Raw genomic sequence first — 19,304 nt, 5'->3', positions numbered from 1 at the left:
CGAGCGCAAAAAGCGCGACCACGAATCTGCCACCGTCGAACGTCGGGTTCGCTGGCGAGAAGGCCGCGGCTTACTCGAGAACGGACGGAAGCTGCGAGAGCGACGGGAGCTGGTAGGTCGGGTTGATGTCGGCCTCGACTCGTTCGTCCCCATCGGATCGCGAGAGCAACACCGAATCGATACCCGCGTTGTCGGCCGCCCGCACGTCGACGGCTCGGTCGCCGACGTACAGCGCGTCGTCGACTTCCAGAGAGTCCATCGCGGTTTCGATGTTCGTCGGATCGGGCTTGCGCCGGGCGAGTCCGTCGGGGGTCAGCGGACAGCCGTAGACAGTCTCGAACAGCGATCGCAGCCCGAACCGATCGAGCAGCGTCGAGACCACGGTCGGGTGATTGTCACTGACGATGCCGAGGGGCAACTCGAGCGACCGAATCGCGGTAACGTCGTCGTAGGCCGATCGCAGTCCGCGCTCGACTTCCTCGCGCTGGGTGCGGACCATCTCGCGGGCGGCCTGTGCACAGAACGCGTTCGTCTCGATCCCGAGGCTGCGACAGCGCTCGGCGATCGATTCGAAGTCGCCCCGAAGGAGCGCCTGCAGCGTCTCGGTCGCCGGTTCGGACCGGCCGAGGTGCTCGTACGTTCGGCCGAGCGCGGCGGACAGCCGCTGGGAGGACGGATTCTCGACGACGACCCCGTCGAAGTCGAACAGGACCGCATCGTACGTCATACTGGCACAGCTATTGCCGTCGGGATTATAATTCTGTTGAGATCACTGGCTCGACGATATCGCAACCGCCGGGTCGATCGGGGCCAGATCTAAGGCGATTCTTGTGGTGAATGGTCCCATGTTGCACTCGAAAGGTCCGCTTCTCACCGTCGACGTGGGCGACCGCACGGCGACCGAGACGAGCATCGACGGCACGCTCGAGGCGGCCGTCGGCGGGCGGGCGGTCGCGACGGCGCTCGCCCACGAGCGGATCCCGTTCGACGCGGACCCGTTCGGTCCCGAGAACCGCGCCTATCTCGCTCCGGGACCGCTCCAGCAGTCGCGGATGTCCTTTACCGGCCGGCTGAACATGACCGCCCTCTCGCCGCTGACCGACGGACTGGTCTCGAGCAACGCCGGCGGCTACCTCTCGCGGAACGTCGTCGGGACGGGGATCGGCGTCCTCGAGCTCGCGGGGACGAGCGACGAGTTGCTGGCCGTCCACGTCACCGACCGCGGCGTCGAGTTCGAGGAGGTACCCGACCTCGAGGGTGCGACGGTACCCGAAACATCCGAGTACATGGCCGAACGCCGCGACCTCGGACCGGACAACTGCATCGCGATCGGGCCGGCCGGCGAGAACCGGGTCCGGTTCGCCTCGGTGATGACCTTCGACTCGCGAGCGTTCGGCCGCGGCGGGCTGGGTGCCGTGCTGGGGTCGAAGAACGTCAAGTGCGTCACGTTCGAGGGCGATGCGGAACCCTCGGTCGAAATCCCGAACCCGCCGGAGATGGACATCCACCGGGAGGCGTCCCAGTCGGACGACCTGCTGCGGCGACAGGGAACGACGGGCAGCACCGAGTTCATCAACGACAACTTCGCGCTGCCAACCCGGTACTTCGCGGACGATACGTTCGAACACGCCGACCGGATCGGCGGCACCGCCGTCGAGGCGAAGAAATACGAGAAAGGCGCGTGCTCGGCCTGTGCCTACGCCTGCAAACTCCCGACGCGAGACGAGGCGGCCGGCGTCGAAACCGAGGGCCCGGAGTTCGAAACCGTCTACGCGTTCGGCTCGAGCCAAGGCGTCGGGGACATCGTCGACGTGATGAAGGCCAACGAACTGTGTGACACCCTTGGCATGGACACGATTTCCGCCGGGGTCACTGTGGCGGCCTACCTCGCGAGCGCGGACGAGTTCGGCAACGCCGACCTCGCGCGGGAACTCACCGAGAAGATCGCCTACCGCGAGGGGATCGGCGACCGCCTCGCGGAGGGCATCGACCGCTGTCACGACGACCTCGGCGTCGACAACTACACCGTCAAGGGCATGGAGTTCGCCGCCCACGACGGGCGCATCCTCCACGGGCAGGGGCTCTCCTACGCCGTCGCGAACCGGGGCGCAGACCACATGTACGCCGGCATGCTGACCCCCGAGTACAGCGGCGAACTCGATCCGGAGGGGACTTTGGGGAAGGCCGAGCGGCTCGTCCACGAGGAAAACGCCTCGGCGTTCCGGGACACCGGCATCGTCTGTGCCTTCGGCAGCGACTACGTCTCCCCGAACCGACTCGAGGCGCTGTTCGACGCCGACTACGCCGACCTCATGGAAATCGGCGCGCGGACCGTTCGCCGCGAGCGCCACTTCAACAACCAGCGGGGGTTCGACCGGAACGACGACGGTCTCCCCTACGAGATTCCGGACCTCGAGGCGGCGATCGACGAGTACTACGCGGCGCGGGGCTGGACCACGGACGGCGTCGTTCCGGATTCGGAACTCGAGCCGATCGCGCCGTCGGCGGACTAACGAGAGAGTGACGGGAACGGAGCCACCGCGCTCAGCCGCCGTACACCGACGGCACCAGCCGGATCACGGCACCCGCTTCGAGGGTCGTCTCGAGACCGTCGATGTGGACGACGTGTTTCGTATCCTTCGTGACGACCGTCTCCCCTGCCAGCCCGTCACCGTCCGCAGCCACGAGTTCGCCCTCGAGGCCCGGGTACGTCGCCTCGAGTTCGGCCAAGAGGTCGCCGACGGTGTCGGCGTCCGTCTCGTACCGGACCGTCTTCTCGCCGACGGCGTCGCGAAACGGACCGAAGAAGACGCACTCGAGTTTCACACGGTGTCGTTCGACGCGGCGTCGCTTGTATCGAGGGGGCAACGGTCGAACGGGTCGACCACGCCCGTCAACTGGCATGCACCGACCTCTATCTGGCCGCCAACGGTGCTGCGGGCGCGGTTTCGCCGACCACTGCGGCGTCTTCGGAGCCGCCGTAGCGATTGCCGGTCTAGCCGCCCTCGGATTCGGCGCGAGCCGAGTCGGTGGCTCGAGAGCCTGAGACGGTTTACTGTACGTCATTTCCGGCGCAACCGCCGCCCGGATCGCGGTTGCGCCGGTAACGGTACAGCAATCCGTCTGAGTCGGCGACCCACCCCCCAGCCCTTTTGTCTGGGTGTGGATAGCCCGACTCGCTGATCCCGATGTCGAACCCGACCAAATCAGAACCGCGTCCGGAGTCGCTGTGGCTCGCGACGACCCCCACGACGGAGTACGGCCCCCTGGAGGATGGGCTGCCCGTCGACGTGGCTATCGTCGGCGGCGGTATCACCGGCCTGAGCGCCGCGATCGAACTACAAGAAGCCGGCCGGTCGGTCGCGGTCCTCGAAGCTGACCGGATCGTCGAGAGCACGACCGGACACACGACGGCCAAGCTCACTTCCCAGCACGGGCTGTGCTACGACCGGCTCGTCTCTCAGTTCGGTGAGGAGAAGGCGAGCCAGTACGCCGACGCCAACGAGGCGGCGATCGACACCGTCGAGCGGCGCGTCGAAGAGTTAGACATCGACTGTGACTTCCGGCGCACCGAGGCCTACACCTACGCCGCCTCGCCCGACGACGTGTCGCAGGTCCGCGACGAGGTCGACGCAGCCCAGCAGCTCGGGCTCCCCGCCTCGTTCGTCGAGGAGATGCCGCTTCCGTACGAGGTCGACGGTGCGGTTCGCTTCGACGAACAGGCGGCGTTCCACCCGCGGAAGTACCTCCTATCGATCGCCGAGCGGATTCACGGCGACGACAGCTACGTCTTCGAGGAGACCCGCGCGCTCGAGGTCGATCCGGGCTCCCCGTGTCGTGTCGAAACGGAGCACGGAGACGTCGTCGCCGACGACGTGGTCGTCGCGACCCACTTTCCGGTGCTGGATCGGGCGGGCTACTTCGCGCGGATGCACCCCCATCGAGCCTATCTGCTCGCCGTCCGCATCGACGGACCGCCGCCCGAAGGGATGTACTACAACACGGCCTCGCCGCCGGCGACGATCCGGCGGTATCCGGTGACCGAGTCGGCGGAAACGGACGAGAGAGGAGAAGCCGAGGAACTCCTGATCGTCGGCGGCCAGAGCCACAAGCCGAGCGTCGACGGGGTGGCGACCTCCGAGCGCTACCGGCGCTGCGAGGCATTCGCTCGCGAGCACTTCGACGTGGAGTCGATCGAGTATCGGTGGTCGACGATGGACTACTCTCCGGTCGATCAGGTACCCTTTATCGGCCGGATCGACCCGCTCTCCGAGCACGTCTACGTCGGCACCGGCTTCAACGGCTGGGGGATGACCGGCGGCACCGCCGCGGGGATGATCCTCTCCGATCTAATCACCGAGGGAGAACACAACTGGGCCGACGTGTTCGACCCCCAGCGGCTCACGCTCGGCGCGTCCGCGAAGAACTTTCTCGAGGAGAACGTCAAAGTCGGCGGGAGTTTCGTCGGCGATCGGATCAAGTCGCTGCTGGCGTCGCTCGGAGCCGACGGCGCAGACGAGCTGTCCCCTGGCGACGCTTGCGTCGTCCGTCGCGCGAGCGAGCCGGTAGGACTCTACCGTGACGAGGACGGCACGACCCACGCCGTCTCGGCTACCTGTCCGCACATGGGCTGTCTCGTCCGGTGGAACGACGCCGAACGGACGTGGGACTGTCCCTGTCACGGTTCGCGGTTCACCTACGACGGCGAGGTGCTCTCGGGGCCGGCGATCGAGGGGTTGCTGTACCGGCGGCTGTGACTCTCGGTGCCAGTTTCCCGGGGCCGTCACGTGAAAGGCGCTCCTTGATACCAGTGGTCAGGGTACGGCTCATCGCATGCCTCGGATCGAAACTGACGATGACGTCACCGTATTCGCCCGTGACCTCGGCGAGGGCGATCCCATCGTCTTCCTCCACGGCTGGCCGCTCAATCACCGGATGTTCGAATACCAGTTCAACTACCTCCTCGAGGAGGGGGTTCGCTGCATCGGGATCGATCTCCGCGGGTACGGAAAATCGGAGAAACCGTACGGCGATTACAGCTACGACCGCTTTGCCGATGACGTGTATGCGGTACTCGACGAGCTGGACGTCGACGGCGCAACGTTAGCGGGGTTCTCGATGGGCGGCGGAACGGCGACCCACTACATGAGTCGACACGACGAGGCCTACGTCGACAAACTCGCGCTGCTGGCCCCCGCGAGTCCGGTCATCACCGAGAAGCCGGACTTCCCCGAGGGTCTCGACGAGTCGGAGGTAAACCCGCTTATCGAAGGCGCACGAACCGACCGCGCGAAGATGAACGCCGATTTCGCCGAGTTGCTGTTCCACACCGACCAGAGCGACGAGATGATGGACTGGGTCTGGAGCCTCGGAATGGAAGCGTCCGGACAGGCGACGATCGCCTCCGCCGAGACGTGGCGCGACGCCGATCTCCGGCCGGACATGGACGATATCACCGTTCCGACGAAGATCTATCACGGCGTCCACGACGAGGTCACCCCGATCGAGAGCACCGGTGAGGTGCTCGAGGAGGGCATTCGGAGCGCTGAACTGATCCGCTTCGAGAACAGCGGCCACGGTCTCGTCGCCGACGAGACGGAGACACTCAACGAGGAACTGGCCGAGTTCGCCGGCTGACCGACGGACCGGAAGCGACGATGAGAGTGCTTGCCGGACGCTGGGCGAATCGCCGAATCCCGGTGTGACAGTCCTCAGGAAAACGGATTCCCGGGCGTTTCTCCGCGTACAGCACGCCGTTGTCGGCGGCTGTCAGTGAAACGGACCGCTGTTCCGTTCCGGTAGCGCCGAACGACGAACTCCCGCGCCGGCTATAGTAGCCACTGAAACGATTCACACACTGATCGCGACGCAGTCGTGAGATCGGGTGTGCAATGACTTTCAGTGGCTACCATACAGCGACACCGACTCGAGACCGATGCGGTTCGATTCGGGAACGGACTCAACCCCGTCACTCGAGACGGCGTAGTCCCCCAGTTCCTCACCGTCGTTCGTGTCCTCCGGCAGCACGATTACGGCCTTTGCGAGCAGCGGCGCGATTACGCCCGCGACGACGGTTCGGGGGTCCGACAGGGGCCCGCGTACCACGACGCGGTCGTCAGCGCCGAGGCCGGTAGCTCCGACGACGCCGCGTGCGGCCTCGAGGACCTGGCCGTGGGTCACGGTCCGTTCGCCGTCGGTCAGAATATGGGTCTCCGGATTGATCGCCAGCGGCGGGAACGACGGGTTCTCGCTCCAGAGCCCCGCATCGAAGTGGTGGACATCGGGCGCATCCGGTTCGTCGCCGTAACCAACGCGCTGTGCGCCTGCGGGGAGGTCGTAGTCCTCGAGGGACTCGACGGGCGCGACGAGCGTGCGGAAATCGTCCTCGTCCGCGAGGTCCGTCGGCGGGTCGAATCGAGTGGTCCCCTCGAGCAGCGTCGTCCCGAAGCAGGCGAGTAGGGCAAGGGGGCCGTCGCCGACGACGCCGACGGTGACGCCCTCGCGAACGCCCGAGTGGCGCAGGAAGTTGCCGGCCTTCCATGCAGTCGTACAGAGCCAGTGGTAGTCGTACTCCCGGCCCGTCGCGTCGACGAGGGCGATCCGGTCGTCCCGCAACTCGCGGGTGAGCAGGTCGTCGACCGTCTCAGCGTTCATACGCGAGACTGGGTCCCGGGGAAGAAAAAGGACGCCGACTCGCGTCGCCCGTCTCGCCGTCGATGCCCGCTATACGGCGGGGTTCGTTCCCCGTCGTTCGCGATCAGTCGTCCGCTGCCGCCGGCTCGGCGTGGTCGACATCGGTTCCGAGGACCTCGAGGAACTGCGCGAGCCACTCGGGATGGTCGGGCCACGCCTGTCCGGTCACGAGGTTGCCGTCGCGCGTGACGCCGTCTTCCCACTCGCCGCCGGAAATCCGGACGTCCGCCTCGAGAGCCGGATAGCCGGTACAGGTCCGGCCCTCGAGCACGTCCGCGGCCGCGAGGATCTGGACGCCGTGACACAGCGCCGCGACGGGTTTGTCCGCCGCGAAGAAGTGGCGGGTGATCTCGAGGACCTCGTCGTAAGTACGGAGGTACTCGGGCGCGCGGCCGCCGGGGACGACGAGCGCGTCGTAGTCAGCGGGATCGACGGCGTCAAAGTCGTAATTCAACTCGAAGTTATGCCCCGGCTTCTCGGTGTAGGTCTGGTCGCCCTCGAAGTCGTGAATCGCGGTCGGACAGCTGTCGCCGGCCTCCTTTTCGGGACAGACGGCGTGGACCTCGTGGCCGACCATCTGAAGCGCCTGAAACGGGACCATTACCTCGTAGTCCTCGACGTAGTCGCCGGCGAGGAGCAGGATTTGGTGTGCTGGCATGGGTATTCCCGTCTACCTATTCGGTCGCAGCGGGCATAACCATGTTGAATGGTATCATGACTGTCAGGCGGACATCGACCAGCGTCCCCCGGGCGTCGATCCTCAGATGACGCCGTGGTCGCGATAGAACCGCCGCGTTCGGTCGTCGGCCAGCAGCGGCCGGTGGACCTGGAGCGAGGCGACGCCCGGATAGCTGTTGGCCTCGATGATCCGGAACTCGCCCTCGTCGGTGACAACCAGATCCCAGCCGACGTAAGGGACGTGCGAGAGCGTCTCCGCGATCTCGAGCAGGCGATCATGGATTTCGTCCCAGCCCGGAACCGCCGTCCCCTCGATGCGAGCGTCGGTTCCGGGGTGGGTCTCGTGCCAGTCGACGGCACCGTCGTGTGGATATTCGGCCCCCGCGCTGAGACGGCCCGTCTCGCGGTCGATATTGGCGCTCAGTCCGCCGTTCGAGAAGTTGTCCACGGGGGCGGAGGCCGCGGTCCCGATCCGGTGGATCGCGATCGGGACGAACGCCTCCCCCGCGCGCTCGTCGTACATCGTCAGGGCCCGGAGCGTGTTCGCCGTCTCGGGGAACAACTCGGCCGCGTAATCGCCCTGTTCGACGAACTCACAGACGAGGTAGTGGTCGAGGGCCGCGAGTTTCTCGGCGAGGGCGGACTCGGTCGTCGGCTCGCCGTCGAACCGGTACTCGCCGCCCGCCCGCTCGAGGAAGTGAACGTTGTTCCCACCGCCGCCGCTGAACCACTTCAAGACGAGTCGGTCCCCCGCCGAGAGGTGGTCGTCGAGCCACTCGAGCGGGTCCACCGTCGGCCCTGCGGTCGCCGACTCGCTCGAGTGCTCGAGTTCGACGCCGCCGTCGGAGGGGACCTTCGACGAGGATTGCGAACCGAAGGTTCGCTCACCGCCATCCGTCAGGCTCACCCGCTCGGCGGCCGAGTCGAACGTGTGAAATCGCCCGTCCGCGAGCAGTCCGTACACCGCCGGACGGTGTGTCGGGAACTCTCCGAGGACACGGTGAAAAGCGAGTTTGTTGTCGAGCAACGCGTTCCAGTGGCCGTTGATCCGCTTCGTCCCGAGGAACCGCTGGTAGTCGGTGAGATACGCGGCCGGATCGTTCGACTCGAAATCGTAGATGACGCCGGACTTGCTCAAAAAACCGCGTCGGTAGAGCTCGAGTCGGCGACGGGGGGAGAGATCGAACGACGACCCCGTCCGCCGTTCTGCGCGGAGTAGCTTGCGTCCCTGATCCGCCGTCCGATAGAGTCGAGCGAGGTCCATCGCCGACGACTGCGGCGGCGTGGCCCATACTTATCGGCGAGATAACGACCTGCCCGCTCTCGAGAACTGTTTCGCTCGCTAAAACGCCCGCTTGATCTTCTCGAAGAAGCCTTCCTTCACGTCGATCTCGTCGCCCCCGGCTTCGGCGAACTCCTCGAGTGCATCGCGCTGTTCTTCGTTCAGGCTGTCGGGGGTGACGACCTGGACCTGCACGTAGAGGTCACCCTGTCCGCGTCCGCGCAGCCGCGGCATGCCCTTGCCCTCGAGGCGGAAGGTCTCGCCACTCTGGGTCCCGTCGGGGATCTCGAACTCGGCGGCCCCCTCGAGCGTCGGGACTTCGACGGTGTCGCCGAAGGTGGCCTGCGGGAACGAGATCGGCAGCCGATACTGGAGGTCGTCGCCGTCGCGTTCGAACTCCTCGTGGTCACGGATCGAGACGTCGATCAGCAGGTCGCCGTGGCGACCGCCTTCGGGACTGGGCGCGCCCTCGCCTTCCATACGGAGCGTCTGGCCCTCCTGAATACCGGCCGGGACCTCGACGGTCAGCGACGCCTCGTTGCGGACGTAGCCCTCGCCGCGGCACTCGCCGCAGGTCTCGGAGTACAGCGTCCCCTCGCCCTCACAGCGGGGACAGGCCGTCGTCTGCTGGACTCGACCGAGCGGCGTCTGCTGGACCTGGGTCACCTGTCCGCGGCCCTGACACTGCGAACAGGTTTCGGCGTCGGCCTCCGGCGGGTGTCCCTCGCCCTCGCAGACCTCGCACTCCTCGGGGCGCTCGACGGTGAACTGCTTTTCCGCGCCCTCGTAGGCTTCCTCCAAGTCTATCTCGAGTTCAGTGCGAAAGTCTCGCCCTTTGCGGGGACGCCGCCGACCGCGACCCCCGCCGCCACCGCCGCCGCCGAAGACCTGCTCGAAGAGGTCGCCGAGCCCGCCACCACCCATGCCACCGCCGCCCATTCCGCCACCGCCCATCCCGCCGAACGGGCCGCCGCCCATCCCGCCGGCACCGCCGGCGTCGCTGGCGTCGAAGCCGTGTTTCTCGGCCTGCTCGTAGCGGTCGTGACCCATCTGGTCGTAGGCCTCGCGTTTCTCCTCGTCGGTCAACACCTGCTTGGCTTTCTGGATCTTCTTGAACTTCTCCTCGGCGTCGGGGTCGTCGCTCACGTCCGGATGGTACTCGGTAGCCTTCGACCGATACGCCTGTTTTATCTCCTCGGTAGACGCGTCGGGGCTCACGCCGAGAACGTCATAGAAGTCCTCGCTCATTCGTTGTCCCACCGATACTCGGTTGAGACACTTGAAACGACCGTTCCGAACTTTTTCCGCCTCGGGTTCGCCACGGGCGAACCACTCGGCGCAAAAACTTCGATGAAAAAGACCGCCTCCGCGGACTTCGTCCGCTTCGGCGGGGAACCGCTCGCTACGCTCGCGGATGCTCACCGCGGTACTACGCTCCGCGGAATTCAACGTCGGGCGTCGAAATAGGGTCGAGTGGCGAGCTAGCGGACGTTACTCCTCGTCTTCGTCTTCCTCGAAGTCGACATCCTCGAAGTCGGCATCGACGAACTCCTCGCCCTCGTCGCCGGCAGCGCCGGCGTCGGGACCGGGGTTCGGACCGCCGCCCATGCCGCCCATACCGGCACCGCCAGCGCCCGCTGCGCCGCCGGCCGCACCGCCCGCTGCGCCGCCGGCCGCACCGCCCGCTGCGCCCGCACCGGCTTCCTGCTGGTAGACCTGCTTGCCGATCTCCTGGAGTTCCTCGCTCAGGGCCTCGGTCGCGGACTCGATGGCCTCGGCGTCGGCCTCGTCGTCGTCGATCGTCGCCTCGAGGTCGTCGATTGCGCCCTCGATGTCGGCGCGCAGGTCGTCGTCGACCTGCTCGTCGTTCTCCTCGAGGAGCGTTTCGGCGCGCTGAATCGTGGCCTCGGCCGCGTTGCGGGCCTCGATGCGCTCGCGCTTTTGCTGGTCCTCTTCGGCGTGTTTCTCCGCTTCCTCCTGCATCTTCTCGATCTGGTCGTCGGAGAGGCCGGCACCGCCTTCGATGGTGATTTCCTCGGTGGTGCCGCTGCCCTTGTCCTCCGCCGAGACGTTGACGATGCCGTTCTCGTCGATCGAGAACGTGACCTCGATCTGCGGAGTCCCGGCGGGGGCCGGCGGGATGCCGGTCAGGTGGAACTCGCCGAGCATCTCGTTTTCTTCGGCGAGTTCGCGCTCGCCCTGGAAGACCCGGACCTGGACCGTGGTCTGGTTGTCCGCCGCCGTAGTGAAGATCTTCGACTCCTCGGTCGGAATCGTCGTGTTCTTCTCGATGAGTCGCTCGAAGAGGCCGCCCTTGACCTCGATACCGAGCGAGAGCGGGGTCACGTCGAGCAGGACGATATCGTCGACTTCGCCGCCCAGGACGCCGCCCTGGATCGCTGCGCCCAGCGAGACGGCCTCGTCGGGGTTGACGTTCTTCTGGGGCTCCTTGCCGGTCAACTCTTCGACCTTCTCGGCGACCTGTGGCATCCGGGTCGAACCGCCGACCAGCAGGACCTCGTCGATGTCGTCCTCGCTATAGCCGGCGTCCTCGAGGGCTTGTTCGGTCGGTTCGACGGTCCGGTCGATCAGGTCCTGCGTGAGCGACTCGAACTTGGCGCGGGTCATCGACTCCTCTAAGTGGATCGGGCCGTCGTCGGTCGCCGTGATGAACGGGAGGTTGATCTCGGTCTCCTTGCGCGAGGAGAGTTCGATCTTGGCCTCCTCGGCGGCGTCTTTGAGCCGCTGGAGGGCCTGCCGGTCGTCCCGGAGATCGATCCCGTGTTCGTCCTCGAACTCCTCGGCGAGCCAGTCGATGATGGCCTCGTCCCAGTCGTCGCCACCGAGGTCGTTGTCACCGTTGGTCGCGACGACCTCGTAGACGCCGCCGCCGAGATCGAGAATAGAGACGTCGAAGGTGCCGCCACCGAGGTCGTATACGAGGACGGTCTGGTCCTGATCGTCCTCGAGGCCGTAGGCCATCGAGGCGGCCGTCGGTTCGTTGATGATGCGCTCGACCTCGAAGCCGGCGATCTCGCCGGCGTCTTTGGTCGCCTGGCGCTGTCGGTCGGAGAAGTATGCGGGGACCGTGATGACCGCCTTTTCGACCTCGTCGCCGAGGTAGTCCTCGGCGTCGCGTTTGATCTTCTGGAGGATCATCGCCGAGATCTCTTCGGGCGTATACTCCTCGCCTTCGATCTCGACGGTGTAGTCCTCTTCGCCGATGTGGCGCTTGATCGAGGCGATCGTCTTTTCGGGGTTCTGGATCGCCTGGTTCTTCGCCGGTTTGCCGACGAGACGCTCGTCGTCGGTAAAGGCGACGACGGAGGGCGTCGTCCGTTCGCCTTCGGCGTTGACGATGATCTCCGGATCGCCGCCTTCCATCACCGCGAACGCGCTGTTCGTCGTCCCAAGGTCGATTCCGAGAATCTTGTTGCTGGCCATCGTGGAGGGGTATTGTGCGCACTTTGTTTTAAAGGTTACTAGCCGGATAGCAGGACCGAATAAAATCCGGAAACCGGAGACTACAGCCTCGCTCGCGGCAGTTGGGCCACAGTAAAAACGCGGTAAAATCCGGGTCGGCTCGAGCGGTCAGACGACGGATCTCGGTCGCGGGTGGGTTCGCTCGGGCTACTCGTCCGCTTCGTCCGCCGGGGGCTCCTCGCGGTCGTCGGCGACTTCGCCGCCGAGTTCGATCGCCTCGTCGCCGTCGTCGGCTTCCCCGGCGTCGCCGGCCACCGAATCGTCTCCATCGCCCGGTTGGTCGTCGTCGGCGTCGATGTCGGCTAATGTGTCCTCGCTGTCAACGGATTCGGTGGTTTCGTCTGCCACGTCGCCGTCGGCATCGTCGGCATCGTCGGCCTGCTCATCCGCTTCTTCGGCCGCGCCGCCGTCACCTTCCGCATCAGCGAGTTCGCCGTTCGAGACGGTCACCTGCGCGTTCTGGATGACCTTCTCGCCCATCTCGTAGCCGGGCGTGTAGACGTCAGCCACAGTCCCCTCCGGCTGGTCGCTGTCGACCTGCATCATGACCTCGTGGCGCTGCGGGTCGGTTTCGCTGCCCGGGTCGGGCTCGATCTCGGAGACGTTCTCATCCTCGAGGATGCGATCGAACTCCCGCAGCGTCATCTCGACGCCGTCCTGGAGGCTCTCGGCGTCGCCGCTTTCCTCCTCGAGTGCGCGTTTGAGGTTGTCGCGGACGCCGATGAGTCGCTCGACGAGGTCCTCGGTCGCGCGGTCTTTGATCTGTTGCTGGCGCTTTTTGGCGCGTTTCTTGTAGTTCTGGAAGTCGGCCTGTTTGCGCTTGAGCCGGCTCTTGAGGTCCTCGACTTCCTCCTCGTACTCCGCGAGTTGCTCGTCGCGCTCGTCGAGAGCCCGTTCGTACTCGTCGAGTTCGTCCTGCAGTTCGCCGATGGTCTCGGCTTGGGACTCGATGCGCTCCGTGAGGTCCTCGAGTTCCTCGCGCTGGTGAGAGACGGTCCCATTGAGATCGCGGGCCTCCTCGACGATCGAGTTGACTTTGCGGGCGAGTTCGTCGTCGTACTCGGTGACCCGGTCGAGGACCCGCTGGACGTCCTCGCTCGTTTCGGGTGTGTCCGCCGCCGCGTCAGCCCCGGTCGTGCCTGCGGGCTCGGTTCCCCCTGCCGCATCGGCGTCCCCGTCGGTCGTGTCGCGACTCGAGTCGGCGTCCGCGTTCGCGGAGGCCGCCGTCGCGTCGTCCGAGTCGGGAGTCGGTTCCGCTTCCCCGTTCGTCGACGCCGCGGGATCCGCGTCGGCCGTCTCGCCGTCGTCGGATTCCTCCTCGGACGGGACACCCTGGGCGGACGTGTTCGTGCCCTCGTCTTCGCTCATGTCCCAGTCAACGAACAGCGGTAATAAAAGGGTTGAGGTAGCCGGATCGTGGCGGCCGGTCCGGAGCACAGCGCAGTCCCCGTCTGGAGACACCGAGCCGCGATCGCCGGTTCGATGCCCGATGCCCGATCCCCGACGGGATCGCTGCGTCGACGGAAAATATCATATCAACCGTTCCCGTTGTAGCACTATGGGAAATTCTGACAAGGAAACCGTCGAAGACGTGATGTCCACGCCGCTGGAAACGATTTCGGGAGACACAACGGTGATGGAAGCGACGAAACGGATGCGCGAGACGGACATCAACGCCTTGGTTGTCCGAACCTCGCCGCGGGCGATCATCAGCAGTACGGACGTGCTCGACGCCGTCGCCGAGGGACGAGACGTCTCGGAGTTGGCAGTGAGCGACGTGATGACGACGGACGTCGAAACCGCAACCCCGGATCTCTACATGGAAGAGGTCGCCGCGATGATGACCACCTACGGGATCAAGCACCTCCCCGTCGTCGACGACGACTACGTCGGGATGGTCTCCTCGACCGACGTGACCGCTCACCTCTCCTAACTTCGAGCGGAGAGTCGGTGGTCTGGCCGCGAGTCGCCCGCCGCTCGAGGCCGCCGAACACCCGACAGTATTTGTACGTCCTGCCCCGAGTGTGGCCCGTGACGCGGGCATCGAGCGACGGCACGACCTCGATCGAACTCCGGTACGAGGACGGCACGGTCCGGATCGACGGCCTCGAGGAGGCGTCGGTCTCGCCGCTGTCGCTCCGCGAGTCGGTCCCCGCTCTCGAGGCCGATCCGCGAACCGACGGCTGGCGCGTTCCGGCCGGGAGCTACGCCGACCTGCGGGCGGCTCTAACCGATGCTGGGGCCGCGATCGACGACCGCGTTCTCGACCTCGATCTCGCGGCCGCCTCCGATCTGCACTCGGCGTACGAACTCCGGGACTATCAGGAAACGGCCCTCGAGGCGTGGCTCGAGACCGATCGCTGGGCCACCGCCCCCGCTCTCGACTCGGTCCCGCGAGCGCCCGCCGGCGTCCTCGAACTGCCGACCGGCAGCGGCAAGACCGTCATCGCGCTGGCGGCGATCGAGCGGCTCTCGGTGCCGACACTCGTCGTCGTCCCGACGATCGACCTGCTCGAGCAGTGGGTCGGTGAACTCGAGCGCGAGTTTGGCACTCCGATCGGCCGCTTCGGCGGCGGGGAACAGCGCCTCGAGCCGATCACGGTCTCGACGTACGATTCGGCGTACCTCAAAGCCGACTCGGTGGGCGACCGCTTCGGCTGTGTCGTCTTCGACGAGGTCCACCACCTCGGCGGCGAGGGTTACCGCGAAATCGCGCGGCTGCTCGCCGCGCCCGTCCGGTTGGGACTGACCGCGACCTTCGAGCGCCCCGACGGCGCACACGAGGTCATCGAGGAAATCGTCGGGCCGCTGGTCCACCGGGTCGCCGTGGACGACCTCGCCGGTGACCACCTCGCGAACTACGACGTCAAGCGACTCGAGGTGTCGCTCACCCCCGACGAGCGCGAGGAATATGAGCAAGCACAGGGGACCTTCACGGACTACCTGGCGAAATCGAACATCGAGATGCGCAGCGGTTCGGACTATCAGGAACTCGTCAAGCGGTCGGGGACCGATCCCGAAGCACGGGAGGCGCTACTCGCGCGCCAGCGCGCACGAGAGATCATGCTCGGCAGCGAGAACAAGCTCGCGACGCTCGCGGACATCCTCGATGACCACCGCGGCGAGCGGACCATCGTCTTCACGGCGCACAACGACCTCGCGTACGATGTCAGCGAGCGGTTCCTACTGCCGACGATCACCCACCAGACCGGGGCCGCGGAACGACGGGAGGTCCTCGAGCGCTTCCGCGAGGGGACCTACACCCGGATCGCGACCTCGAACGTACTCGACGAGGGCGTCGACGTGCCCGACGCGAACGTCGCGGTCGTGCTCTCGGGCAGCGGCAGCGAACGCGAGTTCACGCAGCGGTTGGGACGCATTCTGCGGCCGACGGCCGACGGGAGCCGCGCGCTGCTCTACGAAGTGGTGAGCGAGGACACCGGAGAGGAACGCGTCGCCAGTCGGCGGCGATGATCGCACCCGGCAGGTCTCCTCGGAGCGTGACCGGCGAGAGGGAAAAGACGGCTCGAGCCGCTGCCGTCCGGGCCACTTTTGGCGACGCCGCGCCGACACGGGATAGATGCTGACGAAGGACCTGCTGCGCGTCTCGCGGGCCGGCGGCGGCTACCACCCGCAGTTCGCCGCCCGCGAGCACCGGCCGCTCGCGGCCCGGGTTATCGGCACGTATCAGGGCCACGTCGGACAGCCCCGTGCCGATCTCGAGGCGGCGCTGACCGACCTCGAGCGCGACGCCGACGATTTCAAACTCGTCCGTGGGCTCTCGGCGCTGCTCGAGCGCGAGGCAACCCTCGAGACGGACGCAGAAATCGATCCCGAGCGCGCCCGCAAAGCCGCGTTCGAAGCCGCCGAAGCGGTCGGCGTCGTCACCGACGACGAGCGCGCGATGGCGCTCATCCGGGCGAGCGAGTCCCTCGGCGTGTCGGCGGATGCCCTCGAGACCGCGCTCTACGCCGACCTCGAGTCGCGACAGGTCCTCACCGCGGTCGACGCTCGCTGGGACCCGGACGAACTGCTCGATCGGTACAACCTCTCGCTCTGTCAGACCGCCCTGTTCGACGCGACCGAGGTCCGCGTGCGCTCGAGCGATCCGAAAGCGCTGATCTCGGCGATCAAGCGGCTGCGACTGATGTACGAGATCCGGCGACTCGAGGGCGAATCGGCGGCCGGGGCCGACGGGCGCTCGGAGCGCGAAGTCGTCGTCACGGGGCCGACCCGCCTCTTCCGGGCGACGCGGCGCTACGGCACTCGGTTCGCGCGGCTCCTCCGGACCGTCGCGAAGAGCGAGGCGTGGTCGCTCGAGGCGACGATCGACGATCGGGGCACCGAACGTACGCTCGAACTCTCCAGTTCGGACCCGATTCGGGTGCCCGACGCGGAGCCGATCGCGGACGTGACCTTCGACAGCGGCGTCGAAGCCGATTTCGCCGCTCGCTTCTCGAATCTGGACCTCGACTGGCGACTCGTCCGCGAGCCGGAGCCCCTCGAGACGGGATCGACGGTAATGATCCCGGATTTCGCGTTCGAGTACGAGTACGGCGACTTCCGTCTCTATTTCGAAATCATGGGCTTCTGGACGCCTGAGTACGTCACAAAGAAGCTCTCGCAGCTCTCCTCTCTCGAGGACGTGGACATGCTGGTCGCGGTCGACGAATCGCTCGGCGTTGGCGAGGAGATCGCCGCCCGCGACCACCGGGCGATCCCCTACTCGGGGAGGGTGCGGGTCAAAGACGTCGCCGACGTCCTCCGAGAATACGAGCGCCAGTTGGTGGCCGAGAGCGCGGCCGGACTGCCCGACGAACTGCGGCCGGCAGAAGACGCGATCGCACTCGAGACGCTGGCCGAACGCCGCGGCGTGAGCGTGGACGCGCTCGCAGACGTCGACTTCCCCGAGCACGACCGCGTCGGACGGACGCTGATCCGCCCCGCCGTCCTCGAGTCGCTCGCGGACGCGATCGAGCCGGAAATGGCGCTTTCGGACACCGAACCGTTTCTCGAGGAACACGGAATTTCCGACTCGAGTGCGGTTCTCTCGCGGCTCGGGTACCGCGTCGAGTGGGACGGGCTGGCCGGCGGGACGATCCTCGAACGGAGCGAGTAGTACGTATCACATATCGAAGCGGCGGGAGTCGAGTGACGGCAAGCGGTCCGACACCGAACCCAACACCCAACGTACTTTGTAATCAGCCTTAACGGGGTGAGGGCCTATTCATCTATAGTGTCCAACTCCCCCTCCAGCACTCCCGTCTCCATTTTGCTCGTCGAGGACAACCCCGGCGATGTCCGGCTCATAGAGGAGGCGTTCAAATCGGCGGGGTTCGAAACGACGTTTCATACCGTTACCGACGGTGCCGCCGCGATCGACTTTCTCCAAGACCGGGCCATGACAGACTCCGGCCCCGATCTGGATCTAATGCTACTGGATCTGAACCTCCCGCGAACGGACGGGTTCGAAGTGCTCGAGACGATCAAAAACGATCCGGCGCTGGCCTCGCTGCCCGTGCTCGTCCTCACGAGTTCGGAAGCGACCGAGGACATCGTCAAGAGTTACGAACTATGTGCGAACGCCTACCTCACCAAGCCGACCGACCCCGCCGAGTTCGCCGAAATCGGCCGGGCGGTCGAGGCCTTCTGGATCAACGAGGCGACGCTGCCGCCGGTGCCCTCGTAAGTTACGACTCGAGGTCGCGCTGTCTACCCTTCGGGACCATCGAACGCAGTTCCCCGTGGACGTAGAGGCCGACGCCGATCGGCTCGGGCTCGCCTGCGACCTCGTGTGCGGCAATGAGGTATCCCCAGTCGCCGTCCCACCACTCGAGGTCCTGGTCCTCGCCGCTCGCAAACCGGCGGGCCTGCTCGCGGTCGAGTTCGATTACGCAGTCGGTCGCATGCGTACCGAACCGCTGGACGAAGTCCGTCGTCGGCTTCCAGTGTTCCTGTCTGGTGCGGAGACAGGTCATGCCGATCGCTTCTATCTCGATCGGGGACGGCGCGTCGCCGCCGTAGATCCATATCTTACCCGCGCCCTTCTCCCAAAACGTGTAGTCGTCGAACGTTTCCCGTGGAATACCGAACCGATCGGCGAAGAGATCGACCACGTCCTCGCGCGTCGCACGGCCGTCGACGGTGCGGTCGGCCTCGGTGGCCGGCAGTCGATCGAACCGCTGGCCGTCGTTTCCGTCGGTCATCAGGCGGTCACCTCCAGTTTCGCGACGAAGAAGCCGCCGGTATCGTTCTGGTGTGGATAAATGCGGGCCGCCTTCTCGAGACTCGAGTCGAATTCGTCGTCCTCCCACTGAGTCAGCCCCGGGGAGTGCTCGAGGCCGAGATCGAAGTCGACGACGCGACAGGATTCGGTGTCGAGCGCGTGCTGGACGATGGCCTCGTTTTCCTCGGGCGCGAAGGTACACGTCGAATAGACGACGGTGCCGCCCTCGCGGGTGGCCTGAATCGCCCGGCGGATGATCCCCTTCTGGATGCCTGCAACCGATGAAATGTGCCCTTCCGACCAGTTGTCGAGCGCGTCGGGGTTCTTCCGGATCGTCCCCTCGCAGGAACAGGGAGCGTCGACGAGGGTGCGGTCGAACTCGTCGAACTCGAAGCGGGACAGCGAGTAGTTGCGGGCGTCGGCGTTGGTCACCGCGAGGCTGGTCGCGCCGAGCCGTTCGGCGTTAAAACGCAGCGCCGAGATCCGGCCGAGATTGTTGTCGTTCGCGACGACCGTTCCGCGGTCGTCCATCAGCGCCGCGATCTGGGTCGCCTTCCCGCCGGGGGCCGCACAGCAGTCCCAGACCCGCTCGCCGGGCACGGGGTCGAGGACGACCGGTGGCACCGCCGAGACCTCCTCTTGGCCGTGGGTGAAGCCGTGAAAGGAGGTCCACGTCGATCCCGGCGAATCGGTCTCGAGGTCCAAAACGCGGGGATTCCAGTCAGCCTGCTCGTAGCCGATTCCCTCCCGCTCTAGGGCCGCGAGCGTGCGCTCGACGGTCGCCTTGATCGTGTTCACGCGGACGGCGTTGCCGAGCGGCCGCTCGCAGGCCGCCAGAAAGGCCTCGAAATCGTCGATGATCGGTCGATACCGCTCGAGTGGCTCCATTTGCTCTGGGTTCGAGCGACTGGCGTTTGTGGGTTTCGAAGCGAGCGGCACCCG

Annotated in this window: 17 protein-coding genes; 7 read left to right on the top strand and 10 right to left on the bottom strand. The window is 66.2% G+C overall.

What is annotated here, in order from left to right:
• Positions 1-70 precede the first annotated feature (70 nt).
• Entirely contained in the window at positions 71-727 is a 657-nt protein-coding gene (locus ACJYUO_RS11660) for an HAD family hydrolase (RefSeq protein ID WP_494345542.1), read from the bottom strand.
• Between the two features lie 118 nt (positions 728-845).
• Here ACJYUO_RS11660 and ACJYUO_RS11655 point away from each other — a divergent pair, with 118 nt between their 5' ends.
• The gene (locus ACJYUO_RS11655; protein ID WP_494345541.1) at positions 846-2,513 is read left to right on the top strand and encodes an aldehyde ferredoxin oxidoreductase C-terminal domain-containing protein; all 1,668 of its coding nucleotides are present in this window, start codon (positions 846-848) and stop codon (positions 2,511-2,513) included.
• 31 nt (positions 2,514-2,544) lie between these two features.
• Here the strand turns inward: ACJYUO_RS11655 and ACJYUO_RS11650 are convergent, their stop codons facing one another.
• Entirely contained in the window at positions 2,545-2,826 is a 282-nt protein-coding gene (locus ACJYUO_RS11650) for a ubiquitin-like small modifier protein 1 (RefSeq protein WP_494345540.1), read from the bottom strand.
• A 362-nt stretch (positions 2,827-3,188) separates the two neighbouring features.
• Here ACJYUO_RS11650 and ACJYUO_RS11645 point away from each other — a divergent pair, with 362 nt between their 5' ends.
• Together ACJYUO_RS11645 and ACJYUO_RS11640 are read left to right on the top strand one after the other, a co-directional pair.
• Positions 3,189-4,757: an FAD-dependent oxidoreductase gene (locus tag ACJYUO_RS11645; RefSeq protein WP_494345539.1), complete on the top strand. Its 1,569-nt coding sequence runs from the start codon at positions 3,189-3,191 to the stop codon at positions 4,755-4,757.
• A gap of 76 nt (positions 4,758-4,833) precedes the next feature.
• The gene (locus tag ACJYUO_RS11640; RefSeq protein WP_494345538.1) at positions 4,834-5,637 is read left to right on the top strand and encodes an alpha/beta fold hydrolase; all 804 of its coding nucleotides are present in this window, start codon (positions 4,834-4,836) and stop codon (positions 5,635-5,637) included.
• A gap of 261 nt (positions 5,638-5,898) precedes the next feature.
• Here the strand turns inward: ACJYUO_RS11640 and ACJYUO_RS11635 are convergent, their stop codons facing one another.
• The 6 genes from ACJYUO_RS11635 to ACJYUO_RS11610 all read right to left on the bottom strand — a co-directional run bounded on the left by ACJYUO_RS11635 (position 5,899) and on the right by ACJYUO_RS11610 (position 13,504).
• Positions 5,899-6,654, bottom strand: a complete 756-nt coding sequence (locus tag ACJYUO_RS11635; protein WP_494345537.1) for a hypothetical protein — start codon at positions 6,652-6,654, stop codon at positions 5,899-5,901.
• A gap of 103 nt (positions 6,655-6,757) precedes the next feature.
• A complete protein-coding gene (locus ACJYUO_RS11630) occupies positions 6,758-7,351 on the bottom strand; it encodes a DJ-1/PfpI family protein (RefSeq protein ID WP_494345536.1) in 594 nt (197 codons plus the stop codon).
• A gap of 102 nt (positions 7,352-7,453) precedes the next feature.
• Entirely contained in the window at positions 7,454-8,635 is a 1,182-nt protein-coding gene (locus ACJYUO_RS11625; RefSeq protein WP_494345535.1) for a sugar-transfer associated ATP-grasp domain-containing protein, read from the bottom strand.
• A 78-nt stretch (positions 8,636-8,713) separates the two neighbouring features.
• Positions 8,714-9,901: a molecular chaperone DnaJ gene (gene dnaJ / locus ACJYUO_RS11620; RefSeq protein WP_494345534.1), complete on the bottom strand. Its 1,188-nt coding sequence runs from the start codon at positions 9,899-9,901 to the stop codon at positions 8,714-8,716.
• Between the two features lie 243 nt (positions 9,902-10,144).
• The gene (gene dnaK / locus ACJYUO_RS11615) at positions 10,145-12,097 is read right to left on the bottom strand and encodes a molecular chaperone DnaK (RefSeq protein WP_494345533.1); all 1,953 of its coding nucleotides are present in this window, start codon (positions 12,095-12,097) and stop codon (positions 10,145-10,147) included.
• A gap of 186 nt (positions 12,098-12,283) precedes the next feature.
• Complete coding sequence (locus ACJYUO_RS11610; protein WP_494345532.1) at positions 12,284-13,504, bottom strand: nucleotide exchange factor GrpE; 1,221 nt, start codon at positions 13,502-13,504, stop codon at positions 12,284-12,286.
• Positions 13,505-13,694: 190 nt separating this feature from the next.
• On the opposite strand from ACJYUO_RS11610, the gene ACJYUO_RS11605 reads away from it, so the two are divergent.
• The 4 genes from ACJYUO_RS11605 to ACJYUO_RS11590 all read left to right on the top strand — a co-directional run bounded on the left by ACJYUO_RS11605 (position 13,695) and on the right by ACJYUO_RS11590 (position 17,825).
• Complete coding sequence (locus ACJYUO_RS11605) at positions 13,695-14,069, top strand: CBS domain-containing protein (protein ID WP_494345531.1); 375 nt, start codon at positions 13,695-13,697, stop codon at positions 14,067-14,069.
• A gap of 98 nt (positions 14,070-14,167) precedes the next feature.
• Entirely contained in the window at positions 14,168-15,610 is a 1,443-nt protein-coding gene (locus tag ACJYUO_RS11600) for a DEAD/DEAH box helicase family protein (RefSeq protein WP_494345530.1), read from the top strand.
• 106 nt (positions 15,611-15,716) lie between these two features.
• Positions 15,717-17,255: a DUF790 family protein gene (locus ACJYUO_RS11595; protein WP_494345529.1), complete on the top strand. Its 1,539-nt coding sequence runs from the start codon at positions 15,717-15,719 to the stop codon at positions 17,253-17,255.
• Between the two features lie 117 nt (positions 17,256-17,372).
• Entirely contained in the window at positions 17,373-17,825 is a 453-nt protein-coding gene (locus ACJYUO_RS11590) for a response regulator (RefSeq protein ID WP_494345528.1), read from the top strand.
• A gap of 1 nt (position 17,826) precedes the next feature.
• On the opposite strand, the gene ACJYUO_RS11585 is transcribed toward ACJYUO_RS11590, so the two are convergent.
• Positions 17,827-18,342 (bottom strand): DUF7122 family protein, encoded by a 516-nt coding sequence (locus tag ACJYUO_RS11585; RefSeq protein WP_494345527.1) that lies wholly within the window; start codon positions 18,340-18,342, stop codon positions 17,827-17,829.
• Entirely contained in the window at positions 18,342-19,250 is a 909-nt protein-coding gene (locus tag ACJYUO_RS11580) for an RsmB/NOP family class I SAM-dependent RNA methyltransferase (protein ID WP_494345526.1), read from the bottom strand. Before ACJYUO_RS11580 ends, ACJYUO_RS11585 begins: the two co-directional genes overlap by 1 nt.
• Between the last annotated feature and the right edge of the window lie 54 nt (positions 19,251-19,304).

The organism is Natrinema sp. CRL1 (assembly GCF_059162405.1).
The sequence above is the reverse complement of the archived record's forward strand: the minus strand, read 5'-3'. Positions and strand labels throughout refer to the sequence as shown.

What these genes read in the sequence shown, in the direction of transcription:
- ACJYUO_RS11655 (WP_494345541.1), top strand. Translation starts at nt 846, where the DNA reads ATGTTGCACTCGAAAGGTCCGCTTCTCACCGTCGACGTGGGCGACCGC.
- ACJYUO_RS11630 (WP_494345536.1), bottom strand. Translation starts at nt 7,351, where the DNA reads ATGCCAGCACACCAAATCCTGCTCCTCGCCGGCGACTACGTCGAGGAC.
- ACJYUO_RS11660 (WP_494345542.1), bottom strand. Translation starts at nt 727, where the DNA reads ATGACGTACGATGCGGTCCTGTTCGACTTCGACGGGGTCGTCGTCGAG.
- ACJYUO_RS11580 (WP_494345526.1), bottom strand. Translation starts at nt 19,250, where the DNA reads ATGGAGCCACTCGAGCGGTATCGACCGATCATCGACGATTTCGAGGCC.
- ACJYUO_RS11605 (WP_494345531.1), top strand. Translation starts at nt 13,695, where the DNA reads ATGGGAAATTCTGACAAGGAAACCGTCGAAGACGTGATGTCCACGCCG.
- ACJYUO_RS11635 (WP_494345537.1), bottom strand. Translation starts at nt 6,654, where the DNA reads ATGAACGCTGAGACGGTCGACGACCTGCTCACCCGCGAGTTGCGGGAC.
- ACJYUO_RS11645 (WP_494345539.1), top strand. Translation starts at nt 3,189, where the DNA reads ATGTCGAACCCGACCAAATCAGAACCGCGTCCGGAGTCGCTGTGGCTC.
- ACJYUO_RS11595 (WP_494345529.1), top strand. Translation starts at nt 15,717, where the DNA reads ATGCTGACGAAGGACCTGCTGCGCGTCTCGCGGGCCGGCGGCGGCTAC.
- dnaK (WP_494345533.1), bottom strand. Translation starts at nt 12,097, where the DNA reads ATGGCCAGCAACAAGATTCTCGGAATCGACCTTGGGACGACGAACAGC.
- ACJYUO_RS11610 (WP_494345532.1), bottom strand. Translation starts at nt 13,504, where the DNA reads ATGAGCGAAGACGAGGGCACGAACACGTCCGCCCAGGGTGTCCCGTCC.
- ACJYUO_RS11640 (WP_494345538.1), top strand. Translation starts at nt 4,834, where the DNA reads ATGCCTCGGATCGAAACTGACGATGACGTCACCGTATTCGCCCGTGAC.
- ACJYUO_RS11585 (WP_494345527.1), bottom strand. Translation starts at nt 18,342, where the DNA reads ATGACCGACGGAAACGACGGCCAGCGGTTCGATCGACTGCCGGCCACC.
- ACJYUO_RS11625 (WP_494345535.1), bottom strand. Translation starts at nt 8,635, where the DNA reads ATGGACCTCGCTCGACTCTATCGGACGGCGGATCAGGGACGCAAGCTA.
- dnaJ (WP_494345534.1), bottom strand. Translation starts at nt 9,901, where the DNA reads ATGAGCGAGGACTTCTATGACGTTCTCGGCGTGAGCCCCGACGCGTCT.